Source organism: Flaviramulus multivorans (assembly GCF_021728415.1).
GTDB lineage: Bacteria > Bacteroidota > Bacteroidia > Flavobacteriales > Flavobacteriaceae > Sabulilitoribacter > Sabulilitoribacter multivorans.
Map to the genome: position 1 here is coordinate 66,651 of NZ_JAKKDV010000004.1, position 26,810 is coordinate 93,460.

At 32.9% G+C, this 26,810-nt stretch carries 24 protein-coding genes; 8 read left to right on the forward strand and 16 right to left on the reverse strand.

What is annotated here, in order from left to right; genetic code table 11:
* Positions 1–49: 49 nt before the first annotated feature.
* The 13 genes from ftsZ to mraZ are packed head-to-tail and all read right to left on the reverse strand — an operon-like array spanning position 50 to position 15,456.
* On the reverse strand, positions 50–2,002 hold the full coding sequence (ftsZ, locus tag L3X39_RS10205) for a cell division protein FtsZ (protein WP_237231687.1): 1,953 nt from the start codon (positions 2,000–2,002) through the stop codon (positions 50–52).
* Positions 2,003–2,057: 55 nt separating this feature from the next.
* Positions 2,058–3,368 (reverse strand): cell division protein FtsA, encoded by a 1,311-nt coding sequence (ftsA, locus tag L3X39_RS10210; protein WP_237231688.1) that lies wholly within the window; start codon positions 3,366–3,368, stop codon positions 2,058–2,060.
* A 3-nt stretch (positions 3,369–3,371) separates the two neighbouring features.
* Positions 3,372–4,064, reverse strand: a complete 693-nt coding sequence (locus tag L3X39_RS10215) for a cell division protein FtsQ/DivIB (RefSeq protein ID WP_369411642.1) — start codon at positions 4,062–4,064, stop codon at positions 3,372–3,374.
* Between the two features lie 16 nt (positions 4,065–4,080).
* Positions 4,081–5,433 carry a UDP-N-acetylmuramate--L-alanine ligase gene (gene murC / locus L3X39_RS10220; protein ID WP_237231690.1) on the reverse strand — a complete coding sequence of 451 codons (1,353 nt, stop codon included), beginning with the start codon at positions 5,431–5,433 and terminating at the stop codon, positions 4,081–4,083.
* Positions 5,430–6,527, reverse strand: coding sequence for an undecaprenyldiphospho-muramoylpentapeptide beta-N-acetylglucosaminyltransferase (murG, locus tag L3X39_RS10225; RefSeq protein ID WP_237231691.1), 1,098 nt, complete (start codon positions 6,525–6,527; stop codon positions 5,430–5,432). Before murG ends, murC begins: the two co-directional genes overlap by 4 nt.
* The gene (locus L3X39_RS10230) at positions 6,528–7,721 is read right to left on the reverse strand and encodes an FtsW/RodA/SpoVE family cell cycle protein (RefSeq protein WP_237231692.1); all 1,194 of its coding nucleotides are present in this window, start codon (positions 7,719–7,721) and stop codon (positions 6,528–6,530) included.
* A 9-nt stretch (positions 7,722–7,730) separates the two neighbouring features.
* Positions 7,731–9,062 carry a UDP-N-acetylmuramoyl-L-alanine--D-glutamate ligase gene (gene murD, locus L3X39_RS10235; RefSeq protein ID WP_237231693.1) on the reverse strand — a complete coding sequence of 444 codons (1,332 nt, stop codon included), beginning with the start codon at positions 9,060–9,062 and terminating at the stop codon, positions 7,731–7,733.
* Positions 9,063–10,304, reverse strand: a complete 1,242-nt coding sequence (gene mraY / locus L3X39_RS10240) for a phospho-N-acetylmuramoyl-pentapeptide-transferase (protein WP_237231694.1) — start codon at positions 10,302–10,304, stop codon at positions 9,063–9,065.
* Between the two features lies 1 nt (position 10,305).
* On the reverse strand, positions 10,306–11,769 hold the full coding sequence (locus tag L3X39_RS10245) for a UDP-N-acetylmuramoyl-L-alanyl-D-glutamate--2,6-diaminopimelate ligase (RefSeq protein ID WP_237231695.1): 1,464 nt from the start codon (positions 11,767–11,769) through the stop codon (positions 10,306–10,308).
* Positions 11,766–13,724 (reverse strand): PASTA domain-containing penicillin-binding protein, encoded by a 1,959-nt coding sequence (locus L3X39_RS10250; RefSeq protein ID WP_237231922.1) that lies wholly within the window; start codon positions 13,722–13,724, stop codon positions 11,766–11,768. The genes L3X39_RS10245 and L3X39_RS10250 overlap by 4 nt, the downstream gene beginning before the upstream one ends.
* 60 nt (positions 13,725–13,784) lie before the next feature.
* Complete coding sequence (locus L3X39_RS10255; protein ID WP_237231696.1) at positions 13,785–14,105, reverse strand: FtsL-like putative cell division protein; 321 nt, start codon at positions 14,103–14,105, stop codon at positions 13,785–13,787.
* On the reverse strand, positions 14,106–15,002 hold the full coding sequence (gene rsmH / locus L3X39_RS10260) for a 16S rRNA (cytosine(1402)-N(4))-methyltransferase RsmH (RefSeq protein ID WP_237231697.1): 897 nt from the start codon (positions 15,000–15,002) through the stop codon (positions 14,106–14,108). It abuts the gene before it with no gap.
* Positions 14,989–15,456, reverse strand: a complete 468-nt coding sequence (mraZ, locus tag L3X39_RS10265) for a division/cell wall cluster transcriptional repressor MraZ (RefSeq protein ID WP_237231698.1) — start codon at positions 15,454–15,456, stop codon at positions 14,989–14,991. The genes rsmH and mraZ overlap by 14 nt, the downstream gene beginning before the upstream one ends.
* A 294-nt stretch (positions 15,457–15,750) precedes the next feature.
* On the opposite strand from mraZ, the gene L3X39_RS10270 reads away from it, so the two are divergent.
* From L3X39_RS10270 to L3X39_RS10280, 3 genes are all read left to right on the forward strand, one after another.
* The gene (locus L3X39_RS10270; protein ID WP_237231923.1) at positions 15,751–16,515 is read left to right on the forward strand and encodes an alpha/beta fold hydrolase; all 765 of its coding nucleotides are present in this window, start codon (positions 15,751–15,753) and stop codon (positions 16,513–16,515) included.
* A gap of 40 nt (positions 16,516–16,555) precedes the next feature.
* Positions 16,556–17,161 carry a ribosome biogenesis GTP-binding protein YihA/YsxC gene (gene yihA / locus L3X39_RS10275; protein WP_237231699.1) on the forward strand — a complete coding sequence of 202 codons (606 nt, stop codon included), beginning with the start codon at positions 16,556–16,558 and terminating at the stop codon, positions 17,159–17,161.
* Positions 17,162–17,300: 139 nt separating this feature from the next.
* Positions 17,301–17,810, forward strand: a complete 510-nt coding sequence (locus L3X39_RS10280) for a hypothetical protein (protein ID WP_237231700.1) — start codon at positions 17,301–17,303, stop codon at positions 17,808–17,810.
* 117 nt (positions 17,811–17,927) lie between these two features.
* On the opposite strand, the gene L3X39_RS10285 is transcribed toward L3X39_RS10280, so the two are convergent.
* Entirely contained in the window at positions 17,928–19,022 is a 1,095-nt protein-coding gene (locus L3X39_RS10285) for an ABC transporter permease (protein WP_237231701.1), read from the reverse strand.
* Positions 19,023–19,030: 8 nt separating this feature from the next.
* Entirely contained in the window at positions 19,031–21,172 is a 2,142-nt protein-coding gene (locus L3X39_RS10290) for a carboxy terminal-processing peptidase (protein WP_237231702.1), read from the reverse strand.
* Positions 21,173–21,436: 264 nt separating this feature from the next.
* Here L3X39_RS10290 and surE point away from each other — a divergent pair, with 264 nt between their 5' ends.
* The 5 genes from surE to L3X39_RS10315 are packed head-to-tail and all read left to right on the forward strand — an operon-like array spanning position 21,437 to position 26,269.
* Positions 21,437–22,231 (forward strand): 5'/3'-nucleotidase SurE, encoded by a 795-nt coding sequence (surE, locus tag L3X39_RS10295; RefSeq protein ID WP_237231703.1) that lies wholly within the window; start codon positions 21,437–21,439, stop codon positions 22,229–22,231.
* Entirely contained in the window at positions 22,232–22,513 is a 282-nt protein-coding gene (locus L3X39_RS10300) for a hypothetical protein (protein WP_237231704.1), read from the forward strand. It begins immediately after the preceding gene.
* Between the two features lie 3 nt (positions 22,514–22,516).
* Entirely contained in the window at positions 22,517–23,632 is a 1,116-nt protein-coding gene (gene lpxB / locus L3X39_RS10305; RefSeq protein WP_237231705.1) for a lipid-A-disaccharide synthase, read from the forward strand.
* A 7-nt stretch (positions 23,633–23,639) separates the two neighbouring features.
* Complete coding sequence (locus L3X39_RS10310; protein ID WP_237231706.1) at positions 23,640–24,206, forward strand: C40 family peptidase; 567 nt, start codon at positions 23,640–23,642, stop codon at positions 24,204–24,206.
* Between the two features lie 23 nt (positions 24,207–24,229).
* A complete protein-coding gene (locus L3X39_RS10315; protein ID WP_237231707.1) occupies positions 24,230–26,269 on the forward strand; it encodes a ComEC/Rec2 family competence protein in 2,040 nt (679 codons plus the stop codon).
* A gap of 7 nt (positions 26,270–26,276) precedes the next feature.
* Here the strand turns inward: L3X39_RS10315 and L3X39_RS10320 are convergent, their stop codons facing one another.
* Positions 26,277–26,747 carry a thioredoxin family protein gene (locus tag L3X39_RS10320; RefSeq protein ID WP_237231708.1) on the reverse strand — a complete coding sequence of 157 codons (471 nt, stop codon included), beginning with the start codon at positions 26,745–26,747 and terminating at the stop codon, positions 26,277–26,279.
* Positions 26,748–26,810: the final 63 nt, after the last annotated feature.

The window sequence follows — 26,810 nt, forward strand, 5'->3', positions numbered from 1 at the left end:
AAGTTGAGGGTGACTTTTCGGGTTCATAACTAAGTTAGGTCAGTATACTTTAATCTACATTATCATGTAAAAATGAATTGTTAGATCTTAATTGTATATCATCGTTGTCGTCTAAACCTATACTTGTTCTAGAAATGTCTGTTTCAGATGAATGCTTTGCTTCATTTAAATTTATTCCTTGACGCTTATAAGCCGGAACTTTTTCAATATCATCAATTTTAGAACTGTTGAATTTATGATTAAAATCCTTCATTTTACGTCTGCGTTCATCAGCTCTTTCCTTAAGTAATTCAGAAATTGGTGTATTCATTGGGTCGATTTCTCCTGCTTCTTCATCTTCATCAACAATAGGTTCGTTTACCACCTTTTTTTCAAATACGACTTCTTGATCAACTTCTTCAAGACTTTCATTTGATACTTGCTTTTTATTCATTGAAGATTCGACTTCAACATAATCGTCAAGTGCATAACGAATATCTCCATTTTCACTAGTTTCTGTTACTGGAATGAATTCCATATAATCATTAACAGGGATTTTCTTAACGTCTTCATCCGTTAATTTATGAGCTATTACATCGTTTTCTTCTTCCTTTTCATTTTGATTTGTAGATAGTGGTAAATCAAACGTTAAGGTTATTTGTTGTTCTTCCTCTATATTATCTGAAACTACTTCAATGTCATTTATATTATCAACATCTGTAAACATTCTCGTTACAGGTTTGATGATAAAATCTTCGTCTTCTTCAATATTTGCAGAGACTTCTTCATAAACAACATTTATATTTTTAATAATTTCAGAAGTTGGTATTAAATCTATGTCTGCAGATGGTTTAGAAGGCTCATTTTCTATGGTCTCTATATCTAATGTGTGACGAACTACAGGTGTTTCTTTTTTCTCCTCTAGTTCAATAATTGGTGCAATTATTACAGGCTCTTTTTCTTTACCCTCCAATTCTAAATCTTCACTAAGCGAATGCACAACTTTTTTGGTTTCTGTATTAGAAATTTCATCCTGCTGCTCCACATTAAAGCCCGTAGCAATAATAGTAACGGCAATTGACTCTTCTAAATCACTGTCTTCACCAACACCCATAATAATATTAGCTCCATGTCCAGCTTCGTTTTGAATATGATCGTTAATTTCACCAATCTCGTCAATGGTAATCTCATGAGATCCAGAAACAATTAGTAACAACACGTTTTTAGCTCCAGTAATTTTATTATCGTTTAATAGTGGAGAATCTAACGCCTTACGAATAGCATCTTGCGCACGGTTTTGACCTGATGCCAATGCAGAACCCATAATGGCAGTTCCACTATTACTTAATACCGTTTTAGCATCGCGTAAATCGATGTTTTGTGTGTAATGATGAGTAATAACTTCAGCTATACCACGAGCAGCAGTAGATAGCACTTCATCAGCTTTTGAAAACCCTGCTTTGAAACCAAGATTACCATAAACCTCACGAAGTTTGTTGTTATTAATTACAATTAATGAATCAACTACATCCCTTAATTTTTCAATTCCCTTTTGAGATTGCTCAATACGCATTCTACCTTCAAATTGAAAAGGCATAGTAACAATTCCAACTGTTAAAATATCTAAATCTTTAGCCATTTTAGCAATAATTGGAGCTGCACCTGTACCTGTTCCTCCACCCATTCCTGCAGTTATGAATACCATTTTAGTATTGCTATCTAACATTTGCGAAATAGAATCAAAACTTTCAACTGCTGATTGCTCTCCAATATCTGGATTTGCCCCTGCTCCTAATCCTTCTGTTAGGTTTACACCTAGCTGGATTTTGTTTGGAACACCACTATTTTGTAAGGCTTGTGCATCCGTATTGCAGACATAAAAATCTACGCCTTTGATGCCTTGTTGGAACATGTGATTAATGGCATTACTACCACCACCTCCAACACCAATAACTTTAATAACATTTGACTGGTTTTTAGGTAAATCAAATGCAATGCTTTCGAATTCTTTTTTACTGCTCATAAATTCTGTTTTACTGGGGTTTTATACTTAATATTTTTTAATTCAATGGATTTTACTATTCGGCGTTATCTAAAAAATCTTTAACACGCTCGGTCAATTTATCAAGAAATGAACGACGCTCTTTCGCTGGCTTTTCTTTTACATCCTCATCGACTAATTCCTCATCATTGCTTTCAATTTCTTGTTGTAATTCAACTTTTTTTCTTTCTTGACGCTTTAAGCCATCTAGCACTAAACCAACGGCTGTTGCATACAAAGGACTTGTTATATCGTCATCACTATCCCCCGCTAAATGCTCGTTTGGGTACCCAATTCTGGTATCCATACCTGTAATGTATTCAACTAATTGCTTTAAGTGTTTTAATTGACTCCCACCACCTGTTAATACGATACCAGCAATAAGTTTTTTCTTTTGCTCTTCATGACCATAGTTCTTGATTTCAACATATACTTGCTCTACAATTTCAACAACGCGAGCATGAATAATTTTTGAAAGATTTTTTAAAGTAATTTCTTTTGGTTCTCTACCTCTTAATCCTGGAATAGATACAATTTCGTTATCCTTATTTTCCCCTGGCCATGCAGAACCAAATTTTATTTTTAGTAATTCGGCTTGTTTTTCAATGATAGAACAACCTTCTTTTATATCTTCTGTTATTACATTTCCTCCAAATGGAATTACGGCAGTATGACGAATTATACCATCTCTAAAAATGGCTAAATCGGTAGTTCCACCTCCTATATCAATTAATGCAACACCAGCTTCCTTTTCTTCTTGACTTAAAACAGCATTCGCTGAAGCTAAAGGCTCAAGCGTGATACCTTCCAATTTTAAACCTGAACTTTGCACACATCTTCCAATATTTCTTATAGATGACACCTGACCAACAACCACATGGAAATTTGCTTCTAATCGTCCTCCATACATGCCAATTGGTTCTTTTATTTCAGCTTGCCCATCAACCTTATACTCCTGAGGTAATACATGTATAATTTCCTCACCAGGAAGCATCACTAGCTTATGTACTTGGTTAATAAGTCTATCAATATCGTCTTCATCAATTACTGTTTCAGAATTAGCGCGCGTTATATAGTCACTATGCTGTAAACTACGAATATGCTGACCTGCAATTCCTACTGTAACATCTTGTATTTTTAATTCCGCTGCAACTTCTGCCTCTTGTACAGCTTGTTGTATAGATTGAATAGTTTGTGTAATATTATTTACCACACCTCTATGCACACCTAAACTTTTAGATTTACCTATACCTAAAATTTCTAATTTGCCGTATTCGTTTTTACGACCAATCATAGCCACAATTTTTGTGGTTCCTATGTCTAATCCGACTGCTAAATTATGCTCCATGATTTAAATTTTGGTACATATTACTTGGTTTTCAAACTGTAAATTAACTCTACTATAACTGTTCAAAGTTTGTTCTTTCAGGCTCTTCTGATAAAACGCCTTTAGGTTATTTATCTTTTTGTCTATAAAACTTATATCTCCCAATTGAACTAAAAAATCACATTGTCTAAGTCTTAAATAAAGTCTGCTATTTATATCTTGGTGAATTTCGATAACATACTTTTTTAAGAACTCATCTTCTTTTATTTTTTGTGCTATTTTAAAAGCATTTTTTAAATTATTTTTTTCTACATAACCAGTAACCAAAGGCACTCTAGCTGAATAATTGCTTGACAATGGCATGTAAAAACCTTCGTCATCAATGTAATAAGACGCATTTGTACTTACTCTAGCGATAGGTGTTTTTTGTTCAATTTCAGCGTTAAGCGTACCATTTACAGCAACATACACTTCAGCATTTTTTATCATTGAATTAGATTTGAGGGCGTTTTCTAGTAAGTTCAAATCTAAAGTTTCTTTAGGTACATTTTTAACGGTCCCGTAATTTTGTATTAACAATTTACTAACAGTTTCGCTAGTTATAAATAGATTGTTTTCTCCAACGAATTTCACATTAGGTTTTGACACCTCCCGTTTTAAATTTCTTGATGAAGCAAAGGCAAACAGAAAGACCACTAAGCCTAACAAAACAATCATTTTTATGTAATTCCAATTAACTCGCAATGCTTAATTCTTTTTTAATATGTTTTACCTCTTCACCTATATCGCCAGCTCCAATAGTTAATATAATTTGCACATTACTTTTACGAATTTGAGCTAACAAATCTTTTTTAGCTACCAATCTTTTATTTTTACTAGTGATTTTGCTTAATAGCCACTCAGAGGTTATCCCTTCAATGGGCAATTCTCTTGCAGGATAAATATCTAATAACAGTAATTCATCAAATTGCGATAAACTTTTAGCAAACTCGTCTGCAAAATCTCTTGTTCTGCTATATAAATGCGGTTGAAAAATGGCTAGCACTTTTTTGTTAGGATACATTTCTCGCACCGCTTGATGCACTGCATTAATTTCTTCAGGATGATGTGCATAATCATCAATAAACACCAAGTTTTCTGTTTTAATGTGATAAGTAAATCTTCGTTTAACACCTCTGTAAGATGCTAAAGCTTTGGCGAGCTGCTGGTGAGGGCAACCATACTCTACAGCCATCGCCAAGGCTATTAATGCATTCGACAAATTGTGTCTACCAGGTAGGTTAAAGTGTAAATTTTCTAGCACTGTTTTTGGTGTATTTACATCAAAAACATAAGTGCCGTTTTTTATTTTTATATTTTGAATTGAGTAGTCTGACTTATCTTCAATCCCATAGGTTATTCCTTGTATTGACAAGCCATTTTTAACAAATAACTTGCCGTTAGATTTTACTCTATTTGAAAACTCTATAAACGATTTTTCTAATTCAGAAGCATCACCATATATATCTAAATGATCAGCATCCATTGATGTAATACAAGCTATATCTGGTGACAAGGTTAAAAACGAACGATCAAATTCATCGGCTTCAACCACTGTTACTTCAGTACCATTTAATATTAAATTAGAGTTATAGTTTTCGCTAATACCTCCTAAAAATGCTGTTAAGGGTACGTCGCATTCATTTAATAGATGCCCAAGAATACTCGTAGTTGTTGTTTTACCGTGAGTTCCTGCAACAGCTAAACAAAAAGTGCTTTCGGTTATTAAGCCTAAAACTTGAGATCGTTTTAAAACCTGATAGTTATTGTTTTTGAAATAACTTAACTCTTTATGATTATTAGGAACAGCAGGTGTATAAACAACTAAGGTTTTGTCTGGATTTAAATATGTAGCATCAATTTTAGAAATATCATCATCAAAATGAATTTCAATACCTAAACCTACTAAAGCATCAGTTATATCTGTTTTAGTTTTGTCATAGCCAGATACCCTTTTACTATTAGCATGAAAATATCTAGCCAAAGCACTCATGCCAATGCCACCAATGCCAATAAAATAGATTTTATGTATGCTGTTTAAATTCATTTATTTTTTAAAAGTTTTTCAACTTCATCTGCTATTTGTTTAGTAGCATTTACCAATGCCAAGCTTTTTATATTGTTACCTAGTTCTTTTTGTTTTTCAGGGGATGCGACAAGCTGAGAGAACTTATTCTCAAAATCAGCATCCAAATCTTCTTCATTAATTATCAATGCCGCATTATTGTTTACAATAGACATGGCGTTTTTGGTTTGATGATCTTCAGCCACATTTGGTGATGGTACAAAAATCACTGGTTTTCCTACGATACATAACTCTGAAACACTACTGGCACCAGCTCTCGAAATAATAATATCTGCAGCCGCATATGCAAAATCCATATTGTTTAAAAACTCATAAACCTGAATATTTTTAGTATGATTATAAATTTTATATTGCTGGTAATAAAGCTTTCCGCATTGCCAAATAACTTGAACATTTTGGGTGTCCAGAAAATCTAATTTTGTTTCTATTAATTCATTTATTCGACCAGCACCTAAACTACCACCAATAACCAATAATGTATATTTCCCGTGTTTTAAGTTGAAAAAGTTTTTAGCTTCTACTGTTTTTGAATCTATATCAAGTAAGCCTTTACGAACCGGATTACCCGTTTTTATAATTTTATCTTTAGGGAAGAACCGTTCTAATCCATCATAGGCAACACAAATTTTGTTCGCTTTTTTTGCCAATAACTTATTAGTAATACCTGGATACGAGTTTTGTTCTTGTATTAAGGTTTGTATTTTATTAGAGGCAGCGACATGCAATAATGGACCGCTCGCAAAACCACCTGTACCAATAGCCACATTGGGTTTAAACGACTTTATAATTTTACGAGCTTTCCATAGGCTACTAATCACTTTAAAAGGAAACATTAAGTTTTTTAATGTGAGTTTGCGCTGAATTCCAGAAATCCAAAGTCCTTCAATTTCATATCCTGCTTGTGGAACTTTTTCCATTTCCATTCTATCTTTAGCGCCTACAAATAAAAATTTAGCATCTGGAAAACGAGATTTTAACTCGTTTGCAATGGCAATGGCAGGATAAATATGACCTCCTGTTCCACCTCCAGATAATATGATTTTATAGTTACTCATTTAAATAGTTTCTGATAAAATTTCTAATGGATTATCTTCATTTATTTCTTGTTCTTTTATTTCTTCACGTTTAGCGCTTACACTTAATATTATCCCGATGGCTAAACAAGTCATCCAAATGGATGTTCCTCCACTACTTATCAACGGTAAGGTTTGCCCTGTTACCGGGAATAATTCTACAGCAACTGCCATATTTATTAAAGCCTGAAATACGATTGGCAAACCAACACCTAACACCAGAAGCTTTCCGAAAATAGTATCTGATTTTTGTGCAACTATTACTATTCTAAATAACAGCCATAGGTAAAGAATCATTATTACAAATCCTCCAAACAATCCGTATTCTTCAATAATAATGGCAAAAATAAAATCTGATGAAGACTGAGGTAAAAAGTTTTTCTGCAAACTTTTTCCTGGACCAACTCCTTTTATACCTCCAGTTGCAATAGCTATTTTAGCTTTTTCAATTTGATAATCCGCTTCGGTATCTTCAGGGTTTGCAAAACTTTCAATTCTTCCCATCCATGTGTCTACCCTATTAGGCATAGCATCTGGAAAAGCTTTTGCAATTAGTATAAATAATGTTAACACCAAAATACCCGAGCCAATTATTACAGCTAAATATCTAATTGGATATCCTCCTAAAAACACCAACATAACCACCATTAAAAACAAAATGGCAGCAGTAGAAAAATTAGCAGGAAGTATAAGTATTAAAATTAAAAAAACAGGTACCCAAAGCGGTAAAATAGATTCTTTGAAAGTGATGGTTTTGTCTTTTATTTTAGACATATACCGAGCTACATAAACCATTAACACAACCGACGCCAAAGTAGAGGTTTGAAACGACATACCCACAATTGGTATTTGTATCCACCTACTCGCGTTTGCCCCTTCAATAGTGGTTCCTTGCAACATGGTTAACCCTAATAAAACTAAAACCACAGGTATCATAACTAGTGATAAACCTCTAAAATATCTGTATGGTATTTTATGTACTCCATACATAATTACAAACCCTAAAAACAAATGCATAAAATGCTTTACAAAAAATGTAAAGGTGTTGCTACCTCCTCCTTTGTAAGCCAAATTACTTGCAGCACTATACACTGGCAAAAACGATAGAATAGCCAATAGGGCTACTATTGCCCAAATTAACCTATCGCCTTTTATGTTTTTAAATAGTGGTTGCACTTTTCTTTTTTATAAGTTTCTTACTGCATTTTTAAATTGACGCCCTCTATCTTCATAGTTTTCGAACAAATCGAAGCTTGCGCAAGCTGGAGACAACAATACATTGTCCCCAGCTTCAGAAATTTTATAAGCTATTTTTACTGCTTCGCTCATAAACTGTGTTTCAATAATGATATCAACCATATTCCCAAAAGTGTTCATCAATTTTTCATTATCAACACCTAAACAAATAATAGCTTTTACCTTTTCATTTACAAACGGAAATAATTCCTCATAATTATTACCTTTATCTACACCACCAACAATCCATACAGTTGGAGCATCCATACTTTCTAAAGCATAGTAGGTCGCATTCACATTGGTTGCTTTAGAGTCGTTTATGTACTGAACTTTATTTATTTTAAGCACTTGCTCTAAACGATGCTCTACACCTTGAAAATTTTCTAAACTCTCTCTGATGGTTTGCTTCCTGATTTTTAATAAGTGTGCTACGGTTGAAGCAGCCATAGCATTTTTAATGTTGTGATTCCCTTCTAATGCTAGATTTGTAGTTGGCATAATTATTTGATTGTTTTGTATCGTTATTTTTATGTTTTTTTTGTCTAAATACGCGCCATTTTCAATAGTTTTTGTTAATGAAAATGGCAATAATGTTGATTGAACTGGGTGATTTTTTAAGTGGTTTGTTATGACTTCGTCATCTGCATCATAAACCAAATAATCATCATTGGTTTGATTCATAGCGATTCTGAATTTAGATGCGATATAGTTTTCAAATTTGTAATCATATCTATCTAAATGATCGGGTGTAATGTTAGTAATGACAGCTATTTTTGGTTTAAAATCGATGATATCGTCTAACTGAAAACTGCTAATTTCTAACACATAGTTATCATAATCATGCTGCAAAATCTGCTTTGCAAAACTGTCGCCAATATTTCCAGCTAACCCAACACTTAATTCCTGTTTTAAAATGTGGTGTGTTAATGTTGCTGTTGTTGTTTTACCATTACTTCCAGTGATTCCTACAATAGTAGCCTTTGTAAATTTTGAAGCAAACTCAATTTCTGAAACTATTGTAATTCCTTTTTTATGAATTTTCTTGACCAACTCTACTTTATCTGGAATTCCTGGACTTTTCATTACTAAATCAGCATTCAGAATTTTGACCTCTGTATGTGCTTCATCTTCCCATTCAATCTCATTATGTATAAGAACTTCTTTATATTTTTCTTTAATCTTTCCCTTATCGGAAACAAAAACATCGTATCCTTCTTTCTTTCCTAGAAGTGCAGTTCCTACTCCACTTTCTCCTCCACCAAGAATCACTAGCCTTTTCATCTATCTAATTTTCAAAGTAACTATCGAAAGAATTGCCAGCAATATGCCTACAATCCAAAAACGTGTTACTATTTTACTTTCGTGATATCCTAATTTTTGATAATGATGATGCAGTGGAGACATTTTGAAAATGCGTCGTCCTTCACCAAACTTCTTCTTGGTATATTTAAACCAGCTTACCTGCATCATTACCGATAAATTTTCTGCTAGAAACACACCACATAACACAGGAATTAACCATTCTTTACGAACAGCAATCGCTATAACTGCTATAATTCCTCCGATAGTTAAACTCCCTGTATCGCCCATAAAAACTTGAGCTGGATAGGTATTGTACCACAAAAACCCAATTAACGCACCAACAAATGCTGCGATGTAAATGGTGATTTCGCCAATATTTGGGATATACATAATATTTAAATAATCAGAGAAATCAATACGCCCTGAAACGAACGTAAATATCCCAAGTGTTAATACAATAATTGCCGAAGTACCGGCTGCTAAACCATCAATTCCATCAGTTAAATTGGCACCATTAGAAACCGCTGTGATTATAAAAATGGCTACTAAAATGAAAATAACCCACGCATATTTTTTTAAATCTGGGCTTATCCAAGTTATAAGATTTGCATAATCAAACTCATTATTTTTGACAAAAGGAATGGTAGTTTTAGTTGATTTCTCTTCTGTTTTAAACAATTTTGATGGGAGAATATTTGGGTTTTGCGCTAATATTTCTTGCTGCTGTTCTTCTGGAAGTTTTTCTCTTATTGTAACGTCTTGATGAAAAAACAAGGTTAAACCAACTATTAAACCAAGACCAACTTGACCTAATACTTTAAAGCGACCTTTTAAACCATCTTTATCATTTTTAAATTTCTTTAAATAGTCGTCAATAAAGCCAATAGTTCCCATCCATAGTGTTGTAACAACTAAAAGAATGATATATACGTTTTCTAATTTTGCTAATAAAAACACAGGGATTAGCGTAGCCAAAATAATAATGATACCGCCCATTGTTGGTGTTCCTGCTTTTTCTTTTTGCCCTTCTAAACCTAAATCTCTAATGGTTTCCCCCATTTGCTTTTTTAATAAAAAGCGAATGATTCGTTTACCATAAATAGTAGAAATTAACAGTGATAAAATCATGGCGAAAGCTGCTCTAAAGGTTATAAACCCAAAAAGAGAGGCTCCAGGAAATTGAAACTGTTTTTCTAAATATTCAAATAGGTAATAAAGCATACTATTTTTGTAATTGTTTTAATAATTCTTGTACTATTTTAAAATCATCAAAATCAAACCGTTCTCCTTTTATTTCTTGATATGTTTCGTGGCCTTTTCCAGCTATTAAAACTATATCGTTTGGTTGCGCCATTTGGCATGCCGTTTTTATGGCTTGCCTCCTATCGGAAATGGTTAAAACTTTCTTATAATTTTGTGGTTCTACACCTTTTTCAATATCATTTAAAATTGATTCAGGATTTTCACTTCGTGGATTATCGCTAGTGAAAATAACTTTTGTGCTTAATGCAGAAGCTATATGCCCCATTTTAGGACGTTTGGTTTTATCCCTATCACCACCGCAACCAACAACCGTGATTAGTTCTTCATTTTTAGTACGAATACTATTTATAGTTTCTAATACATTTTTCAAGGCATCGGGGGTATGAGCATAGTCAACAATAGCCGTTATTTTTTCGTTTGTAACTACATATTGAAAGCGACCGCTTACACTTTCTAAATCACTTATTAAACGTAAGATTTCAACCTTTTCTAGTCCCAATAATTCAGCAGTAGCGTAGATAGCTAAGACGTTATAAGCATTAAAATTTCCTATAAGTCTTGTCCAAACTTCACTATCATTTATTTTAAGCAATAAACCACCAAATTGATTTTCTAAAATTTGAGATTTATAATCTGCGTACTCTTTTAAAGCATAAGTGTATTTTCTGGCTTTGGTATTTTGAAGCATTACCAAGCCGTTTTTATCATCTACATTAACCAATGCAAAAGCCTTAGGAGATAGCTCATCAAAGAACTTCTTTTTTACATCTCGATACTCAGCAAATGTTTTATGATAATCTAAATGGTCATGTGACAAATTTGTAAAAATGGCTCCTTCAAAATGTAAGCCTTCGGTTCTAAATTGATGAATACCATGAGAGCTAACTTCCATAAAACAAAATTCTACTCCAACAGCATTCATTTCATGCAAATACCTGTTTATAGTTAAAGAATCTGGTGTTGTATGGGTAGCCTTATGCTCAGTATTATCAACCATGATTTTCACTGTTGATAATAACCCCACCTTATAGCCCGCTTTTTTTAATAATTGATATAATAAACTGGCTACCGTAGTTTTTCCATTAGTACCTGTAACGCCTACAAGTCTTAAGTTTTCAGAAGGTGTTTCATAATAGTTTGATGCTATTATAGCTAAAGCTTTACTAGAATTATCTACCTCTACATAGGTTATACCATCCATTAAATTTTCTGGTATTTCCTCACACACAATACTTGTTGCACCATTATTAATAGCAACATCTATAAATTTATGACCATCTGCAACCGTACCTTTTATAGCAACAAACAAATCTCCTTTTCGAATTTTTCGAGAATCAAAATCAACATTACTAACATCAACACCCGTGCTACCAACAACTGCATTTATGGTTACCTTGTATAATATGTCCTTTAGTGCTATCATGAAGCCGTTAAAACCACCGTTTGGTTATTTTTTAATTTTGTGTTTTTGTTTACCGATTGCGCTTTTATAATACCTCTTCCATTTATTTTAACCTTCACATCCACCTGCATATTTTCTAAAAGTGCTAATGCATCCATCGCTGGAATACCCACTAAATTTGGCATGATGGTTTTATACGTTTGTGCTGTTTTATAAAAGCTTTCATATTCATTATCAACCGATGTTTTGCTGATGTTAAGCGTTTCTATTTCATCAACTATAGGCGTATCAATAAATATTTTTTGAGCTACTTTTTTAAATACAGGTCCGGACACATCAGCGCCATAATAACCTACTTCTGTACTAGGTTTATGAATAACCACAATGCAGGAATATTTAGGATTATCAACTGGAAAATAACCAGAGAATGATGATACGTATCTAGGATTATCCTCCCAATCATTCATCCAATATTCTGTCCTTACAGTTCCTGTTTTTCCTGCCATTGAAAAAGTTTCCGAATACAATCTCTCCCCTGTTCCTCTAACAACTATATTTTTAAGAATTTCTTTTATTTTATTTAAAGTCTCATTTGAACATATGTTTTTCACAAGCACCTGCTTATCAAAGGTTTCAATCTCTTCATCGAATTCCTTTACAGCCCTTAAAAACCTGGGTTTTACTAGCTCTCCATTATTTGCTATTGCATTATAAAAAGCTAATGTTTGAAGCGGAGTTAACTCTAAATTATACCCATAAGCCATAGATGGTAATGCATTTTTACTCCAATTCTTATTACCCGGCTCAGGTATATCCGGATTGCCTTCACCTATAATTGAGATACCTAAAGGCATGTTTAATTTCCACTCTTTAATTCTATTAAGAAATTTCTCCGGCTGTTTAGAATAATGCTCGTCAATTATTGTAGCTATCCCAATATTCGAAGAAACTTCTAAAACCCGAGCCGCTGAAATTTTCCCATATCCACCTCTATGAGAATCATTAATGTACCTACCATAAAATCGTTTTCTACCATTCTGAGTATCTACAATTGTAGATGTATCAATCACCTTATCTTCTAACGCTGCCATTAAAGCCATAACTTTAAATGTGGAACCTGGTTCAAAACTCTCCCCAACCGCATAATTTAATCGCTCATAATAGTGTCCATTTTTGTTTCTACCTAAATTAGAAATCGCTCGAATTTCGCCGGTTTTAGTTTCCATTACCACTACACAACCGTGATCCGCTTTATACTTTTCAAGCTGCTCTAGAAGTGCATGATGTGCTATGTCTTGGATATTTACATCAATAGTTGTGTAAACATCATACCCATCTTTAGGCTCTACTTCGTTAGCATCGCTTAAAGGTTTCCATTGACCTTTTCCAATTTGCTGCTTCTTACGTTTCCCATCTACACCGCGTAAATATTTCACTCCAAATGCACCATCAATACCAGGTCGGGTAACATTTCCTTGTTCGTCCCAACGCTCATAACCAATAGTTCTTTGAGCAATGCCACCCATTGGATGCTCTCTTTTTGTTGTTTGTTCTACAATGAGTCCACCTTTAAAAGCACCAAGATTTAATAAAGGAAAATTTCTTATGCGTATATAATCTGAATACCCAATGTTTCGAGCTAATAAAAAATATCTGTTTTTATTAGCACGCGCTTGTCTTATTTGTTTTTCAAGTTCATTGGAAGGCTTTCCTGAAAACTTTGAAAGTTCATTACAAAGAGGCTTTAAGTAAGCTTCGAAATTTTTGTTGGAAGGTGCTAACGCATCGATTCGAATATCATATTTGGGAATAGAAGTTGCCAATAAATTCCCGTTTACAGAATACACATTCCCACGGTTTGCTGGTATGATAACATCTTTCACTATACGCTCGGTTGCCATAGAGCGGTATTTATCACCTTGTAAATATTGAATACTTAGCAGCTTAAAAATTACGGCAAGCCCAAAGACGAACATACATCCTGCTATAAAATACAATCTGTTTAATATGCCTTTTTCGTTTACTGCCAAGGTTGGTTATTGTTTTTGAGTTTTTACTTTTATTTTTTTTGGCGGAATTACTGATGGCTCCAAACCTTTTTCCTTCATTACATTTACTACATGCGATTCCATTTTAAGCTTCATAAGTTTTGACCGCCCATCAACGAATGCTGAACGCATTTCCTTTACTTCATTTTTTAACCGCGCTATTTCATATACTTTTTTATCAGCACTGTGCGAACTTGCAATCATAACTATAGCTAATCCAGATATAAAAAGAATAAACCTCCAGTTTTTAAAAGAGTCATCACTTACTAAAAATGTTCCTTTTAATATGTTATAGATGTTTTTCTTCATTTATAGTTTTTCAGCTATTCTAAGTTTTGCACTTCTGGCTCTACTATTTATTTTTATTTCTTCTTTTGATGGCACTATTAATCCATTTACTTTTTTTAATGGAACTTCAAAATTTCCATACATATCGCGCTCAGGTTCACCTTCAAACAATCCATTTCTTATAAAACGTTTTACCAATCTATCTTCTAACGAATGGTAGGATATAAAACTTAGTCTACCTCCTGCTTTTAAAAGCTCTGGTGTTTGCTGTAAAAACTCTTTTAAAGCTTCAATTTCTTGATTCACCTCTATTCTAATCGCCTGATATATTTGAGCTAACACTTTATTTTCATGACGAGGTGGTAAAAACTTTTTCAAAACACTTTTTAGCTGTTCACTCGTTATTATTGGCTCTGTTTTTCTATGCTCAACAATTAATCTAGCCATTGCTGGAGCAGCTCTTAACTCGCCATATTGCAAAAACACTTGCTTTAATTGCTCTTCCTCATATTCATTTACTACGTGAAAAGCCGATAGTTGATTTTGCTGATTCATCCGCATATCTAAATCCGCCTCAAAGCGTGTTGAAAAACCGCGTTCTGCCACATCAAATTGATGCGATGACACTCCAAAATCGGCTAAAATGCCATCTACTTGTTTAACTCCATAAAACCTTAAAAAGCGTTTTATATACCTGAAATTTTCATGAATAAGTGTAAACCTAGAATCATCAATTGTATTTTCAAGAGCGTCCGAATCTTGATCGAAAGCATAAAGCTTTCCGTTATCCCCAAGTCGTTTTAATATTTCTTTACTGTGACCACCGCCACCAAAAGTTACATCAACATAAACACCCTCTGGGTTAATATTCAACCCATCTACTGTTTCTTTTAAGAGTACTGGGTTATGATATTCCATGATCATCGTCTTGCCCCATGACCTCTTCAGCTAAATCTGCAAAATCAACAGCTGCATCATCAATAGCCTGTTCGTACAAATCCTTATCCCAAATCTCAATAATATTTATAGCTGAAGCCACTACAATATTTTTCGAAATATTAGCAAACACAGTTAAATCTTTTGGTATTAACAATCGCCCGTTTACATCTACCTCAACCATTTTAGCACCCGCTGTAAATCGTCTGATAAAATCGTTGTTCTTCTTTTTAAACTTATTGAGTGCATTCATTTTCTTCATAAGCGTTTGCCACTCACTCATCGGATAAAGCTCTAAGCATTTTTGAAATACCGAACGACGCAATACAAAACCCTCCTGTAACATGGACGACAGTTGCTTTTTGATAGCTGCTGGCATCATTAATCTGCCTTTTGCATCTACTTTACAATCGTATGTTCCTGTGATAAAATCCAAACCGGGTTTTCTGAAATTATTAGATTAAGTTTCAAATATATTGAAAAAATTACCACTTTCTACCACTTTCTACCACTTTGTTAATAATTTTTCGATTAACTACACATATAAAGCCATTTTGAACCTAATTAAGTCTTGTAAGTTCTAAACAACAGATCTTTACAAATAATTATTTAATAACCCTGGAAATGTTAATATCTTCAGCTAGATGTTTTATGTTTGCAGAATAATTTAAATAGTTATTATATAAATGAAATAACTATATTTGTTTTTAAAGCAACGACTAACCGATTAATGACGCATCGTTTAAAAAAAGAGAAGAACTACAGCTATATAGAAGCAGGTGAAGGCACTCCGATTATAGTACTACATGGCTTAATGGGAGGCTTAAGTAATTTTAATTCTGTCACAAAATATTTTAGTGAAAAAGGGTATAAAGTAATTATTCCAGAATTACCTATATACACGATGTCTTTGCTTAAAACCAATGTAAAAAGTTTTGCAAAGTATCTACACGAGTTTATTGAATTCAAAGGGTATAACGAAGTTATTTTACTAGGAAATTCATTAGGTGGTCATATAGGTTTATACCATACCAAGCAATACCCCGAAAAAATAAAGGCCTTAGTAATTACAGGTAGTTCAGGGCTTTATGAAAGTGCTATGGGTGGTGGCTACACCAAGCGTAGCGATTATGAAGTTATAAAGAAAAAAGCGCAAGATGTTTTTTACGACCCAGCAGTTGCAACTAAGGAGATTGTTGATGAAGTTTACGAAACTGTAAACGATCGAAATAAACTTATAAAAACATTAGCCATAGCTAAAAGTGCCATTAGGCATAATATGGCTAAAGACTTACCTAAAATGCAGGTGCCAACTTGTATTATTTGGGGTAAAAACGATACGGTAACACCTCCAGAAGTCGCAGAAGAATTTAATGAATTGTTACCCGATTCGGATTTATTCTGGATTGATAAATGTGGACATGCTGCCATGATGGAACACCCCGATGAGTTTAACAGCATTTTAGATGCTTGGTTTCAAAAAAGAGGGTTTTAATAGTTTTCAAAAAAACGAAAATCCCAAACTCTAAACGATTATGCATATTAAATCTGCCGAATTTGTTATGAGCAACTCAGATGTTGCAAAATGCCCAAAAAGCAGGTTGCCTGAATATGCTTTTATTGGCAGAAGTAATGTTGGAAAATCCTCGCTCATTAATATGCTAACCAGTAGAAAAAGTTTAGCAAAAACTTCAGGCAGACCAGGAAAAACACAGCTTATTAATCATTTTTTAATTAATAAAAACTGGCATTTGGTAGATTTACCGGGATACGGATACGCTAAGGTTTCGAAAAGTTCGAAAAAAGTATTTCAAAAATTCATCACTCAGTATTTTAGCTTACGGGAGCAACTCGTTACAGCATTTGTTTTGGTTGACATAAGACACAAACCGCAACCTATAGATTTAGAGTTTATGCAATGGCTAGGAGAAAACGGCATCCCATTTTCTATCATATTTACTAAAGCCGATAAGCTAAAACCCAATGCTATTACAAGACATGTTGAAGACTACAAAACTGTACTTTTAGAAACATGGGAAGCTATGCCCAATTACTTTATAACCTCATCATCAAAAGATATTGGAAAGGACGATGTTTTAAATTATATTGATGAATTGAATGAGAATATGAAGATTGATTAATTCTTTTTGAGCCTTCTTTCAACTTGACTTTATGCAAATTTCAGCTATCTTCGTTTAACAGTATATACAAAACACCTGTACTGAACTTGTTTCAGTATTAAAACGATTTCATATTAAGTCGTTGGCAATAATTTAAGAAATGACGAAATACTTTCAACTTTTTTTAATCCTTTTGACATTATCTGCTTGTGGACAAAAAGAAAATGAAAAGAAAAGACCTGAAAATGTGAATGAAAAGTTTTTGAAATCGGAACAAGCAACTGAATCACAAAATGAAAAAATTAGTGACGAAGAATTATATCTGAATATCGATTTTCAAGATTTCTTTGAAAAAGATAAAATCTCGTTTTTAATTAATAATTGCCTAGTATTTAAAAATGAAATTTTAACAAGTGACAAGTCGATAGGTCTGACTAACATATTCCTGAAAATCAAAAAAGAAGACACCATTCTAGTAGTCTCTATTAATGATAAAAAAAATATTAAATGTAAAACAAAGAATACTACTTTGGTATTAACAATATTGGTAAATAAAGTCGAGAATATTTTTACTTTAGATTTAAATAAAGGCAAGTATGTTGGTTTAGAGAAAACTAATAACAATAAGTTGGTGTTAAACCAATCTCAAAGACAATTTGAGTATGACTAACATCATTAAAATTAATAAAAAGCTATTACCAAAATTGTATAAAAATAATGCTTAAGTTTAATCCGAAATCAAAAGGTTAGTGCTCTTTTGATCACTCCGATTTTCCTTCGAAAAATCCTAACTCTTCACATCCAAAGCATCTCGTAATGCATTACCAATAAGCATAAATGCCATAACCAAACTCATAATACAAAGCCCCGGTATAATGGCTAAATAGGGTTTCCCTAGTATGATATAATTATAGTGGTCCTTTATCATGGCTCCCCAACTTGCCATAGGCGGTTGCGCACCTATACCTAAAAAACTAAGTCCGCTTTCAATTAAAATAGCTGCTGCAAAATTAGCTGCCGAAATCACGATGACTGGTGCCATAATATTGGGTAAAATGTGTTTGGTAATAATTCTAAAATCATCAAAACCTAAGGCTCTAGCAGCCGTAACATATTGCATTTCTTTAGCGCTTATTATTTGTCCGCGCACCACTCTTGCTACTTCTACCCACATAGTTAAACCCACGGCAATAAAGACTTGCCAAAAGCCTTTACCTAAAGCCAAGGTTATAGCAATAACAAGTAGTAGTGTTGGGATAGACCATGTAACGTTGATAATCCACATTATTAACGCGTCTACTTTCCCTCCAAAATAACCTGCCACGCTTCCCATAAAAACACCTATAAGCAACGAAATAAAAACCGCAACAAAACCAATAAAAAATGAAATTCTGGCACCTACCAAAACCCTACTTAGTAAATCGCGTCCGTATTTATCTGTTCCAAAAAGGAAGGTTTTTTCTTTTATATAATCTTCCACAGAACTATCAGGAAATGTTGTTAATGGAATGGTTTTGAGATCACCTTCCAATCCATCAGACGTATATTCTTTATAGCTTAAAACATCTTCGCCTACGCTATAATTTGCAATAGGCACTTCGGTATCCGTACTTTTTTTTCCAAAAAATAATTTATCAAAAAAACTTTGATTGGTCTCTAATTGTAACGGAATGGTTAACATAGTTACTTTAAAACCAGGTTTTTTTGAGTGAATAGATAAATGCATTTGATTGGCATGTTGCGAATTATCAGGTGCAAAAACATAAGCAAATACAGATACCAACCCAACTAAAACAATATAGTAGAAACTAAAAACGCCCCAAAAGTTTTTTTTAAACTTTTGGAGCGCTAATTGTTTTAATGAGTTTGATTTATGACTCATACATCAATTTAATTTTTCACAGTTGTAGAAGCTACCTTTTTTATAGGATATGATGTTTTTAAATCTTCTAAAACATTAAGAGCTTCTTCAATGTAAATATCCTGACTTAAGCTTTTATGCCAACGTTCGCGTTTTTCTCTTAAGTCGGTAGTATCACTTTCAAAAAGTGCTTTTTCAAAGCTTGTAGACTCAAAAGTTAAATTTGTTTTATAATTTGCTATAGCATCAAATCGTTTTGATTCTTCTTCGTTTTTCTCTAACTGTGCTTTATACTTTTCATAATTTAATGGAAACACCGTATCATCAATCTTGCTTTTTACCCATTTAGCATTTTCCTCAATAAGCTTCATATACTCGTTATTACTCATGCGCTCCTCACTTTTCTTAATGGTAGCGTCATAATCAAAATAATGCTCCCAAGGTGTGTAAGTAGCCGCATCAATTTCGTCCCATGGCAATGGGTTGTCTTTATCTTTTTCGCCTACATCAATATAACTAAAACGTCCTGGTACTTTCACATCACTTTTAACACCTTCTAATTGTACCGAGCCACCATTAACTCTATAATATTTTTGTGTTGTTAACGCTAAGGCACCCAAATCTCCACTTGTACTGCTTCGCAGCATGTTGTTTAAATTGATAACATTTTGAACTGTACCTTTTCCGTAGGTTTGTTTACTACCAATAATAATAGCACGTTTATAATCTTGCATTGCAGCAGCCATAATTTCAGAGGCTGATGCAGAAATTTCGTTAACTAAAATTACCAGTGGACCATCCCATGCAATAGATTTATCTCTATCTTTTAAAACTTCCTTTTCCTGGCCTGTTGAACGCACTTGTACTATGGGTCCGTCTTTAATAAATAACCCAGCCATATCTACTACTGCCGGTAATGAACCACCGCCATTATTACGTAAATCTAGCACTAAGCCCTCCATTCCTTCGGCTTTTAAATTTTCAATTTCCTTTTTAACATCTTTAGCAGCATTCACGTTCTTATAATCTTGAAAATCTACATAAAACGCTGGTAAATTTATAACTCCAAACTTTTTATCATCTTTTTTAACTATGGAAGCTTTCGCATAAGTTTCAACAATCTCAACAATGTCCCTAGTAATGGTTATGTCTTTAATTGTACCATCAACCTTTTTAATAGTCAAGGTAACCTTAGTTCCTTTGGGTCCTTTTATATATTTAATAGCATCGTTAATACGCATACCTACAATATCAACAGGAAACTCCTCATCTTCTTGTTTTACTTTTAGAATTATATCTTCAACTTCTAGCTCATTGCTTCTCCAAGCTGGACCTCCAGAAATAAGCTCAACAACTTTGATATAGTCCATACGCTTTTGTAATCTCGCACCAATGCCTTCTAATTTTCCAGACATACGCTGATCAAAATCTTCTTTATTTTTTGGTGCTAAATAATAGGTATGAGGGTCAAACTCTTCTACAATAGTATTCACATAAATTGCAAACCAATCTTCACGAGTTTGGTCGTCAATAAAATCATCAAAATAAATATTCAATGATTTTAAAGTAGCTTCACGTGCTTCAGCCTCAATTTCAGCATCAGTTTTCATCACATAAGAAGGGTCAAGTTCTTTAGCTTGTTTTTCTTCTTTTTTCAAATCATCATAATTGGAAAGAGTTGAAAACTTAAGTTGCTGTCTCCAACGTTCTTTCATTTCCCTCTTATTTTTTACGTACTCACTATTTTCATAATTCGTCTCAAAATACTCATCTTTCGTATAATCAAAAGGTTCTGAAAGCACTTCCTTATATATTGCCTTGGCTTCCTCAATACGTTTTAACATACGATCGTTCACAACATTAAAAAACGTAATATCGGTAGCTTTAAGTTGGTCGTCTATAGTTAATTTGAATTTTTCAAAATCTTTAAAATCAGACTCGTAGAAATATCTTTTAACAGGATCGATAATCCCTAAATAGTCTTCAAATAATTCTTCAGAGAACCTATCATCCATAGCAATGGGATCGAAATGCCCTTGCTCTAACACGAATGTTATAATTTGAATTAGTAATTTATCCTTATCGGGGTTAGTAAACTTCTTAGTTGTGAAACTACAAGAAGCGAATGCTAAAAGCAACAATAGCAATAAAACTTTATAATTCCTTTTCATAATATTTTTCATCTGATAATACTATTATTTTTAATCTCTTCGATGCTATATCCAAACAATCATTTTCTATAAAACTGAAAGCTTTTGTTGATGAATATTACATCTGTAAAAATAAGTAGCACAAAAAAGCACCACATATATTTTACTAAAATAAAGAAAAAACCATGCCAATAAAGGCATTCGCTACTAATTTTTTGTTAAACCTTAAAATTTAGCAATTTACTATCGAAATTATGTATTTTAGCGATGTTTTTAACAATAAATATGACAAAAACTCCGCTTATATTAGTAACTAATGATGATGGCATTAATGCGCCAGGTATTAGAGCCTTAATTAGCGTCATGAATACAATTGGCGATGTAGTTGTGGTAGCTCCTGACAGTCCTCAAAGTGGCATGGGTCATGCCATAACCTTAGACTCAATGCTTTATGCAGAGCAAGTTTTTTTTGATGATGGTCCGCAAAAGGAATATAGTTGCTCCGGCACACCCGCAGATTGCGTGAAAATTGCTATTAGGGAAATTTTAGATAGAACACCCGACCTATGTGTCTCGGGGATAAATCACGGATCTAATTCATCCATAAATGTTATTTATTCAGGCACCATGAGTGCTGCTGTTGAAGCTGGTATTGAAGGAATTCCTGCTATTGGTTTCTCTCTTCTAGACTATACTTGGAATGCTAATTTTGAAGCATCAAAACCTTTTGTTAAAACCATTGCCCAAAAAGTATTAAAAGAAGGCCTGCCTGAAGGTATTGTGTTAAATGTTAATATACCTAATGTCTCGAAAGAAAATATAAAAGGTATTAAAGTTTCTAGGCAAGCTAAAGCTAATTGGGTTGAAGAATTCGACAAGCGCAAAAATCCTCAAGGCAAAGATTATTACTGGCTTTCTGGTAAATTTGTTAACTTAGATGGTGGTGAAGACACGGATGAATGGGCTCTTGAAAATAATTATGTTTCCCTAGTTCCTATTCAATTTGATTTAACAGCGCACTATTTCTTAAAAGAATTAAACACTTGGAATTTAAATGATATTGAAACAAATTCAGCATAAATGAGAAAAGATATTTTTATAGGCATGTTAGTTGGTTTAATAGCTAATACCATTGGACTCTTTTTAACGGCAACTCTGTTAGGAAAAGGTGATGATTTTACAACAGTAATTAAAGCTGCTGCTAATGAAGGTTTTTTAGGAAAGCTAATAAGTTTGGGGGCTATTTTAAACCTAATAGCCTTTTTTATCTTTATTAGAAAAAAACAAGATTACCGAGCAAGAGGTGTATTATTAATAACTGTTTTTATTGCTGTATTTACTTTTGTTTTTAAACTCTTTTAAACAATGAAGTATTACATTATTGCTGGTGAAGCATCGGGTGATTTACACGGTTCAAACCTAATGAAAGCATTGCAAAAAATAGATGCAAGTGCTGAAATTAGATTTTGGGGTGGTGATTTGATGCAAGAAGTTGGCGGTAATTTGGTAAAACATTATAAAGAACGCGCCTTTATGGGTTTTATTGAGGTTATTATGAATCTCAATAAAATATTTAAAGACATTGCTTTTTGTAAAAACGATATAAAAAAATTTAATCCTGACGTTATAGTTTTTATTGATAACTCGGGGTTTAATCTACGCATAGCCAAATGGGCAAAACAAGAAGGTTTTAAAACCAATTATTATATATCACCACAGGTTTGGGCGTCAAGAGCGAGCAGAGTTAAAGCTATAAAACGCGATATTGACGCTATGTATGTTATTTTGCCTTTTGTTAAGCCTTTTTATAATAAACATGATTATAACAATGTTACTTTTGTTGGGCATCCCTTAATTGATGCTATTTCCAGTAGAGAGCAGGTTGGTGAGTTTAAATTTAGAGAAGCACATGAATTAGGCAAAAAGCCCATTATTGCTTTATTACCTGGAAGTAGAAAACAAGAAATAAAAAAAATGCTTTCGGTTATGCTTAGTTTGGTGAGTGATTATCCAGAGTATCAGTTCGCAATAGCTGGGGCCCCAAGTCAAGATTATAGTTTTTATCAAACTTTTATTAAATCGAGTAATGTTAAATTTATTTCTAATAAAACCTACGATTTATTAAGTGTTTCAACAGCTGCTTTAGTGACTTCGGGTACGGCAACTTTAGAAACTGCCTTATTTAAAGTCCCCCAAGTAGTTTGTTATAAAGGGAGTAATATTTCATACCAAATAGCAAAACGCATCATTACTTTAAAATTTATTTCGTTAGTAAATTTGGTAATGGACAGAGAAGTTGTTACTGAGCTCATTCAAAATGATTTTAACAAAAAAAGACTCAAACAAGAACTTGATAAAATTCTTGACCCCGAAACCCGTAAAAGAATATTTTTAGATTATTACGAATTAGAAAAAGCTTTAGGTGGTAAAGGTGCTAGTGAAAAAACTGCCAAATTAATTTACAAGTCTATTAAATCTTAATTCTTTGATGAAGAACCTAGTTTTCATAATTATTTTTATAATAAGTTTTACCAGTTGTAAATCTTCTAAAGTTGTAAAAGACAAAAACACTTCAACTTCAAGGCAAGAAAACGTTCAAAATGATGCAGATAACACCTTAGAAAATCATGTTGCTGAATCTGAAACTCTTGATAACTCAGAAACTTCAAAATCAATCGCAGAAAACATTATAGACTACGCTGTACAATTTGAAGGTGTGCGCTATAAATGGGGAGGAACTACAGACAGAGGAATGGATTGCTCTGGATTGGTTTATGAATCTTTTAGAGCTTATGATATTACGCTTCCTAGAATTTCACGAGACATGGCAAAAAAAGGTGAAAAAATTGTACTTAAAGATGTATTGCGAGGTGATTTATTATTTTTTAAAACGGGTAACAGACGAAACACCATAAACCATGTTGGATTAATTGTTGACATAAGAGATAACGATATAAAATTCATTCATGCTACTACAAACAACGGTGTTATAATATCTGGATTGAACGAAACTTATTGGTTAAAAGCTTTTTTTGAAGCCCGAAGAATTTTATAAGATATTTTATATCTTACAAGGGTATGCAGCTACTAAACTTTACCATAATCAAATTAACTATTTGCTTAATTTTTGGCATTGTTTTAGGGTATTTAGCAAACATCCCTTTTGCCACCTCTTTATATACTACCCTATTTCTTTTTTCACTTTTATTGATTTCTTACTTAATTGCAAATAAACAATTCATTAAAACCATTTGGTTTGGTATTTTAAGTTTTATAACAACCGTTTCCATAGGTATTTTAACAACTAATATACATAACCAAAAAAACTTCCAAAACCATTACACACATCAAATTTCATTAGAAAAAGATTCTATAAAAACCATCACTTTTAGGGTTAGAGAGGTTTTAAAACCTGGAAATTATTACGACAAGTATGTTGTTGATCTTTTAAGGGTTGATGGCAATAAAGTAAGAGGGAAATCGCTTTTAAACATTGAAAAAGACTCCCTTCAACCAGTTTTAAAAGTGGACGCTATTTTTGTGAGTAAAACCGATTTTAAAGACTTAATTCACCCATTAAACCCACATCAATTTGATTATAAAAACTACTTAGATAAAAAATATATCTATCACCAACTTTTTATAAATAATGAATCGCTTTTAAAAGTAAGTTCTAACACCCATACCCTTTTTGGGATTGCCAATAACATTCGTGCATTCATCAATAAAAAGCTAGAACCTTATAACTTTAAGTCCGATGAATTAGCCATTATTAACGCACTTTTATTAGGACAACGACAAGACATAAGTGAAGAAGTTTACACCAGTTACACCAACGCTGGAGCTATACATATTTTGGCTGTTTCGGGATTACATGTTGGTATTATTTTAATTATTTTAAGCCTCGTTTTTAAACCCTTGGAGCGTTTTAAACACGGTAAGCTTATTAAAACTATTTTGCTCGTTTCTATACTTTGGAGTTTTGCTTTAATAGCAGGTTTATCAGCGTCCGTTACCAGAGCAGTTACTATGTTTAGCATTGTTGCTATTGCTATTAATCTTAAAAGGCCTACCAATATTTATAACACGCTGGCTATTTCCATGTTTATCATATTATTAGCTAAACCACTCTTTTTGTTTGATGTTGGCTTTCAGTTAAGTTATTTAGCGGTTTTTGCTATCGTTGCTATCGATCCCTTTTTATATAACGTATGGCGACCTAAAAACTATATTTTAGATAAATTTTGGCACACATTTACCATAACCGTATCTGCACAATTTGGAATTATTCCTGTTAGCTTATATTATTTTCACCAATTTCCAAGTTTATTTTTTGTTTCTAACTTGGTTATTATTCCTTTTTTAGGATTCATTTTAGGGTTTGGAATACTGGTAATTCTATTAGCTTCCTTAAATATACTACCACAATTTATTGCGAATATTTATGGCCATATTATTGGCTATATGAACGCCTTTGTAGGTTGGGTTTCACATCAGGAATCATTTTTATTTAAAGACATTTCCTTTAGCCTTTTGTATGTGTTTGTTTCTTATCTTTTAATTATTTCACTTGTAAGGCTTTTGTTTAAACGAAATTATTTGAATTTAAAACTCTTTTTAATTGCACTACTTATCTTTCAAGGTGCTTTCATTTATACTAAATACAATAAACCTACAAATGAATTTGTTGTGTTTCATAAAAGTAGATTCAGTCTTTTAGGAAATACCTCTAGTCATAAAATAGAGGTAGCTCATGATTTTGATAGCTTAACTAAACAGAGCAATAACATTGTTAAAGATTATGCTGTTGGAAATCACATTAAAACCATTGAAGAAAAGCAACTTCAACCCGTGTATCAACTTAACAATAAAACCATATTGGTTGTTGATAGTTTAGGTGTTTACAATATTAAAACGTTTCAACCCGATTATATTTTACTTAGGCAATCGCCGAGAATAAATTTGAATCGTTTAATTGACTCTATAAAGCCCAAATATATAATTGCCGATGGTAGCAACTATAAATCATACGTTGAACGTTGGGAAAACATCTGTAAAAAAAGAAAACTCCCTTTTCACCAAACTAGTAAAAATGGAGCTTATATTATTAATTATTAATTTGAAACTAATTGTTTGCCACAATATTATTTGCCACTTCTAACCATTTTTCAGGTCCACCACGAACATATCCTGTTCTTCCTAAGGTATTTAAATTCTTTTTCCCTTCAGCTGTTTTTTCTGGTTTAGCAAAAAACACTGTTGGATAACCATTAACGTTAAACATTTTTTGCATTTGGTAATTTTGAATTTTTAGATTGTTATCTTGTGGCGTTCTTCTAGGAAAATCTAGCTCAACTAAAACCACTTTATCCTTCGCCCATTTTTCAAAATCAGGAGTTTTTAAAACTTCCTTTTGCAATCTAATACACCATCCACACCAATCTGAACCAGTAAAAAATAGCAAGAGCGTTTTATTCTCTTTAGTAGCAATATCAAAGGCTTTATTCATATCGGTATGCCAAGTTAATTTTTCTTGAGCAGTACCATTAGCTGAAATAAAAACAGCTAAAAACAGTGTAAAAAATATCTTTTTCATGTCTAATTTGTGGCAAAAGTTATACCGAACTTACAAAAAATGCTTCAAATCAGGTACTTTTTG

What these genes read in the sequence shown, in the direction of transcription:
- ftsZ (WP_237231687.1), bottom strand. Translation starts at nt 2,002, where the DNA reads ATGAGCAGTAAAAAAGAATTCGAAAGCATTGCATTTGATTTACCTAAA.
- ftsA (WP_237231688.1), bottom strand. Translation starts at nt 3,368, where the DNA reads ATGGAGCATAATTTAGCAGTCGGATTAGACATAGGAACCACAAAAATT.
- L3X39_RS10215 (WP_369411642.1), bottom strand. Translation starts at nt 4,064, where the DNA reads ATGATTGTTTTGTTAGGCTTAGTGGTCTTTCTGTTTGCCTTTGCTTCA.
- murC (WP_237231690.1), bottom strand. Translation starts at nt 5,433, where the DNA reads ATGAATTTAAACAGCATACATAAAATCTATTTTATTGGCATTGGTGGC.
- murG (WP_237231691.1), bottom strand. Translation starts at nt 6,527, where the DNA reads ATGAGTAACTATAAAATCATATTATCTGGAGGTGGAACAGGAGGTCAT.
- murD (WP_237231693.1), bottom strand. Translation starts at nt 9,062, where the DNA reads ATGAAAAGGCTAGTGATTCTTGGTGGAGGAGAAAGTGGAGTAGGAACT.
- mraY (WP_237231694.1), bottom strand. Translation starts at nt 10,304, where the DNA reads ATGCTTTATTACCTATTTGAATATTTAGAAAAACAGTTTCAATTTCCT.
- L3X39_RS10245 (WP_237231695.1), bottom strand. Translation starts at nt 11,769, where the DNA reads ATGATAGCACTAAAGGACATATTATACAAGGTAACCATAAATGCAGTT.
- L3X39_RS10250 (WP_237231922.1), bottom strand. Translation starts at nt 13,724, where the DNA reads ATGTTCGTCTTTGGGCTTGCCGTAATTTTTAAGCTGCTAAGTATTCAA.
- L3X39_RS10255 (WP_237231696.1), bottom strand. Translation starts at nt 14,105, where the DNA reads ATGAAGAAAAACATCTATAACATATTAAAAGGAACATTTTTAGTAAGT.
- rsmH (WP_237231697.1), bottom strand. Translation starts at nt 15,002, where the DNA reads ATGGAATATCATAACCCAGTACTCTTAAAAGAAACAGTAGATGGGTTG.
- L3X39_RS10270 (WP_237231923.1), top strand. Translation starts at nt 15,751, where the DNA reads ATGACGCATCGTTTAAAAAAAGAGAAGAACTACAGCTATATAGAAGCA.
- yihA (WP_237231699.1), top strand. Translation starts at nt 16,556, where the DNA reads ATGCATATTAAATCTGCCGAATTTGTTATGAGCAACTCAGATGTTGCA.
- L3X39_RS10280 (WP_237231700.1), top strand. Translation starts at nt 17,301, where the DNA reads ATGACGAAATACTTTCAACTTTTTTTAATCCTTTTGACATTATCTGCT.
- L3X39_RS10285 (WP_237231701.1), bottom strand. Translation starts at nt 19,022, where the DNA reads ATGAGTCATAAATCAAACTCATTAAAACAATTAGCGCTCCAAAAGTTT.
- L3X39_RS10290 (WP_237231702.1), bottom strand. Translation starts at nt 21,172, where the DNA reads ATGAAAAGGAATTATAAAGTTTTATTGCTATTGTTGCTTTTAGCATTC.
- surE (WP_237231703.1), top strand. Translation starts at nt 21,437, where the DNA reads ATGACAAAAACTCCGCTTATATTAGTAACTAATGATGATGGCATTAAT.
- L3X39_RS10300 (WP_237231704.1), top strand. Translation starts at nt 22,232, where the DNA reads ATGAGAAAAGATATTTTTATAGGCATGTTAGTTGGTTTAATAGCTAAT.
- lpxB (WP_237231705.1), top strand. Translation starts at nt 22,517, where the DNA reads ATGAAGTATTACATTATTGCTGGTGAAGCATCGGGTGATTTACACGGT.
- L3X39_RS10310 (WP_237231706.1), top strand. Translation starts at nt 23,640, where the DNA reads ATGAAGAACCTAGTTTTCATAATTATTTTTATAATAAGTTTTACCAGT.
- L3X39_RS10315 (WP_237231707.1), top strand. Translation starts at nt 24,230, where the DNA reads ATGCAGCTACTAAACTTTACCATAATCAAATTAACTATTTGCTTAATT.
- L3X39_RS10320 (WP_237231708.1), bottom strand. Translation starts at nt 26,747, where the DNA reads ATGAAAAAGATATTTTTTACACTGTTTTTAGCTGTTTTTATTTCAGCT.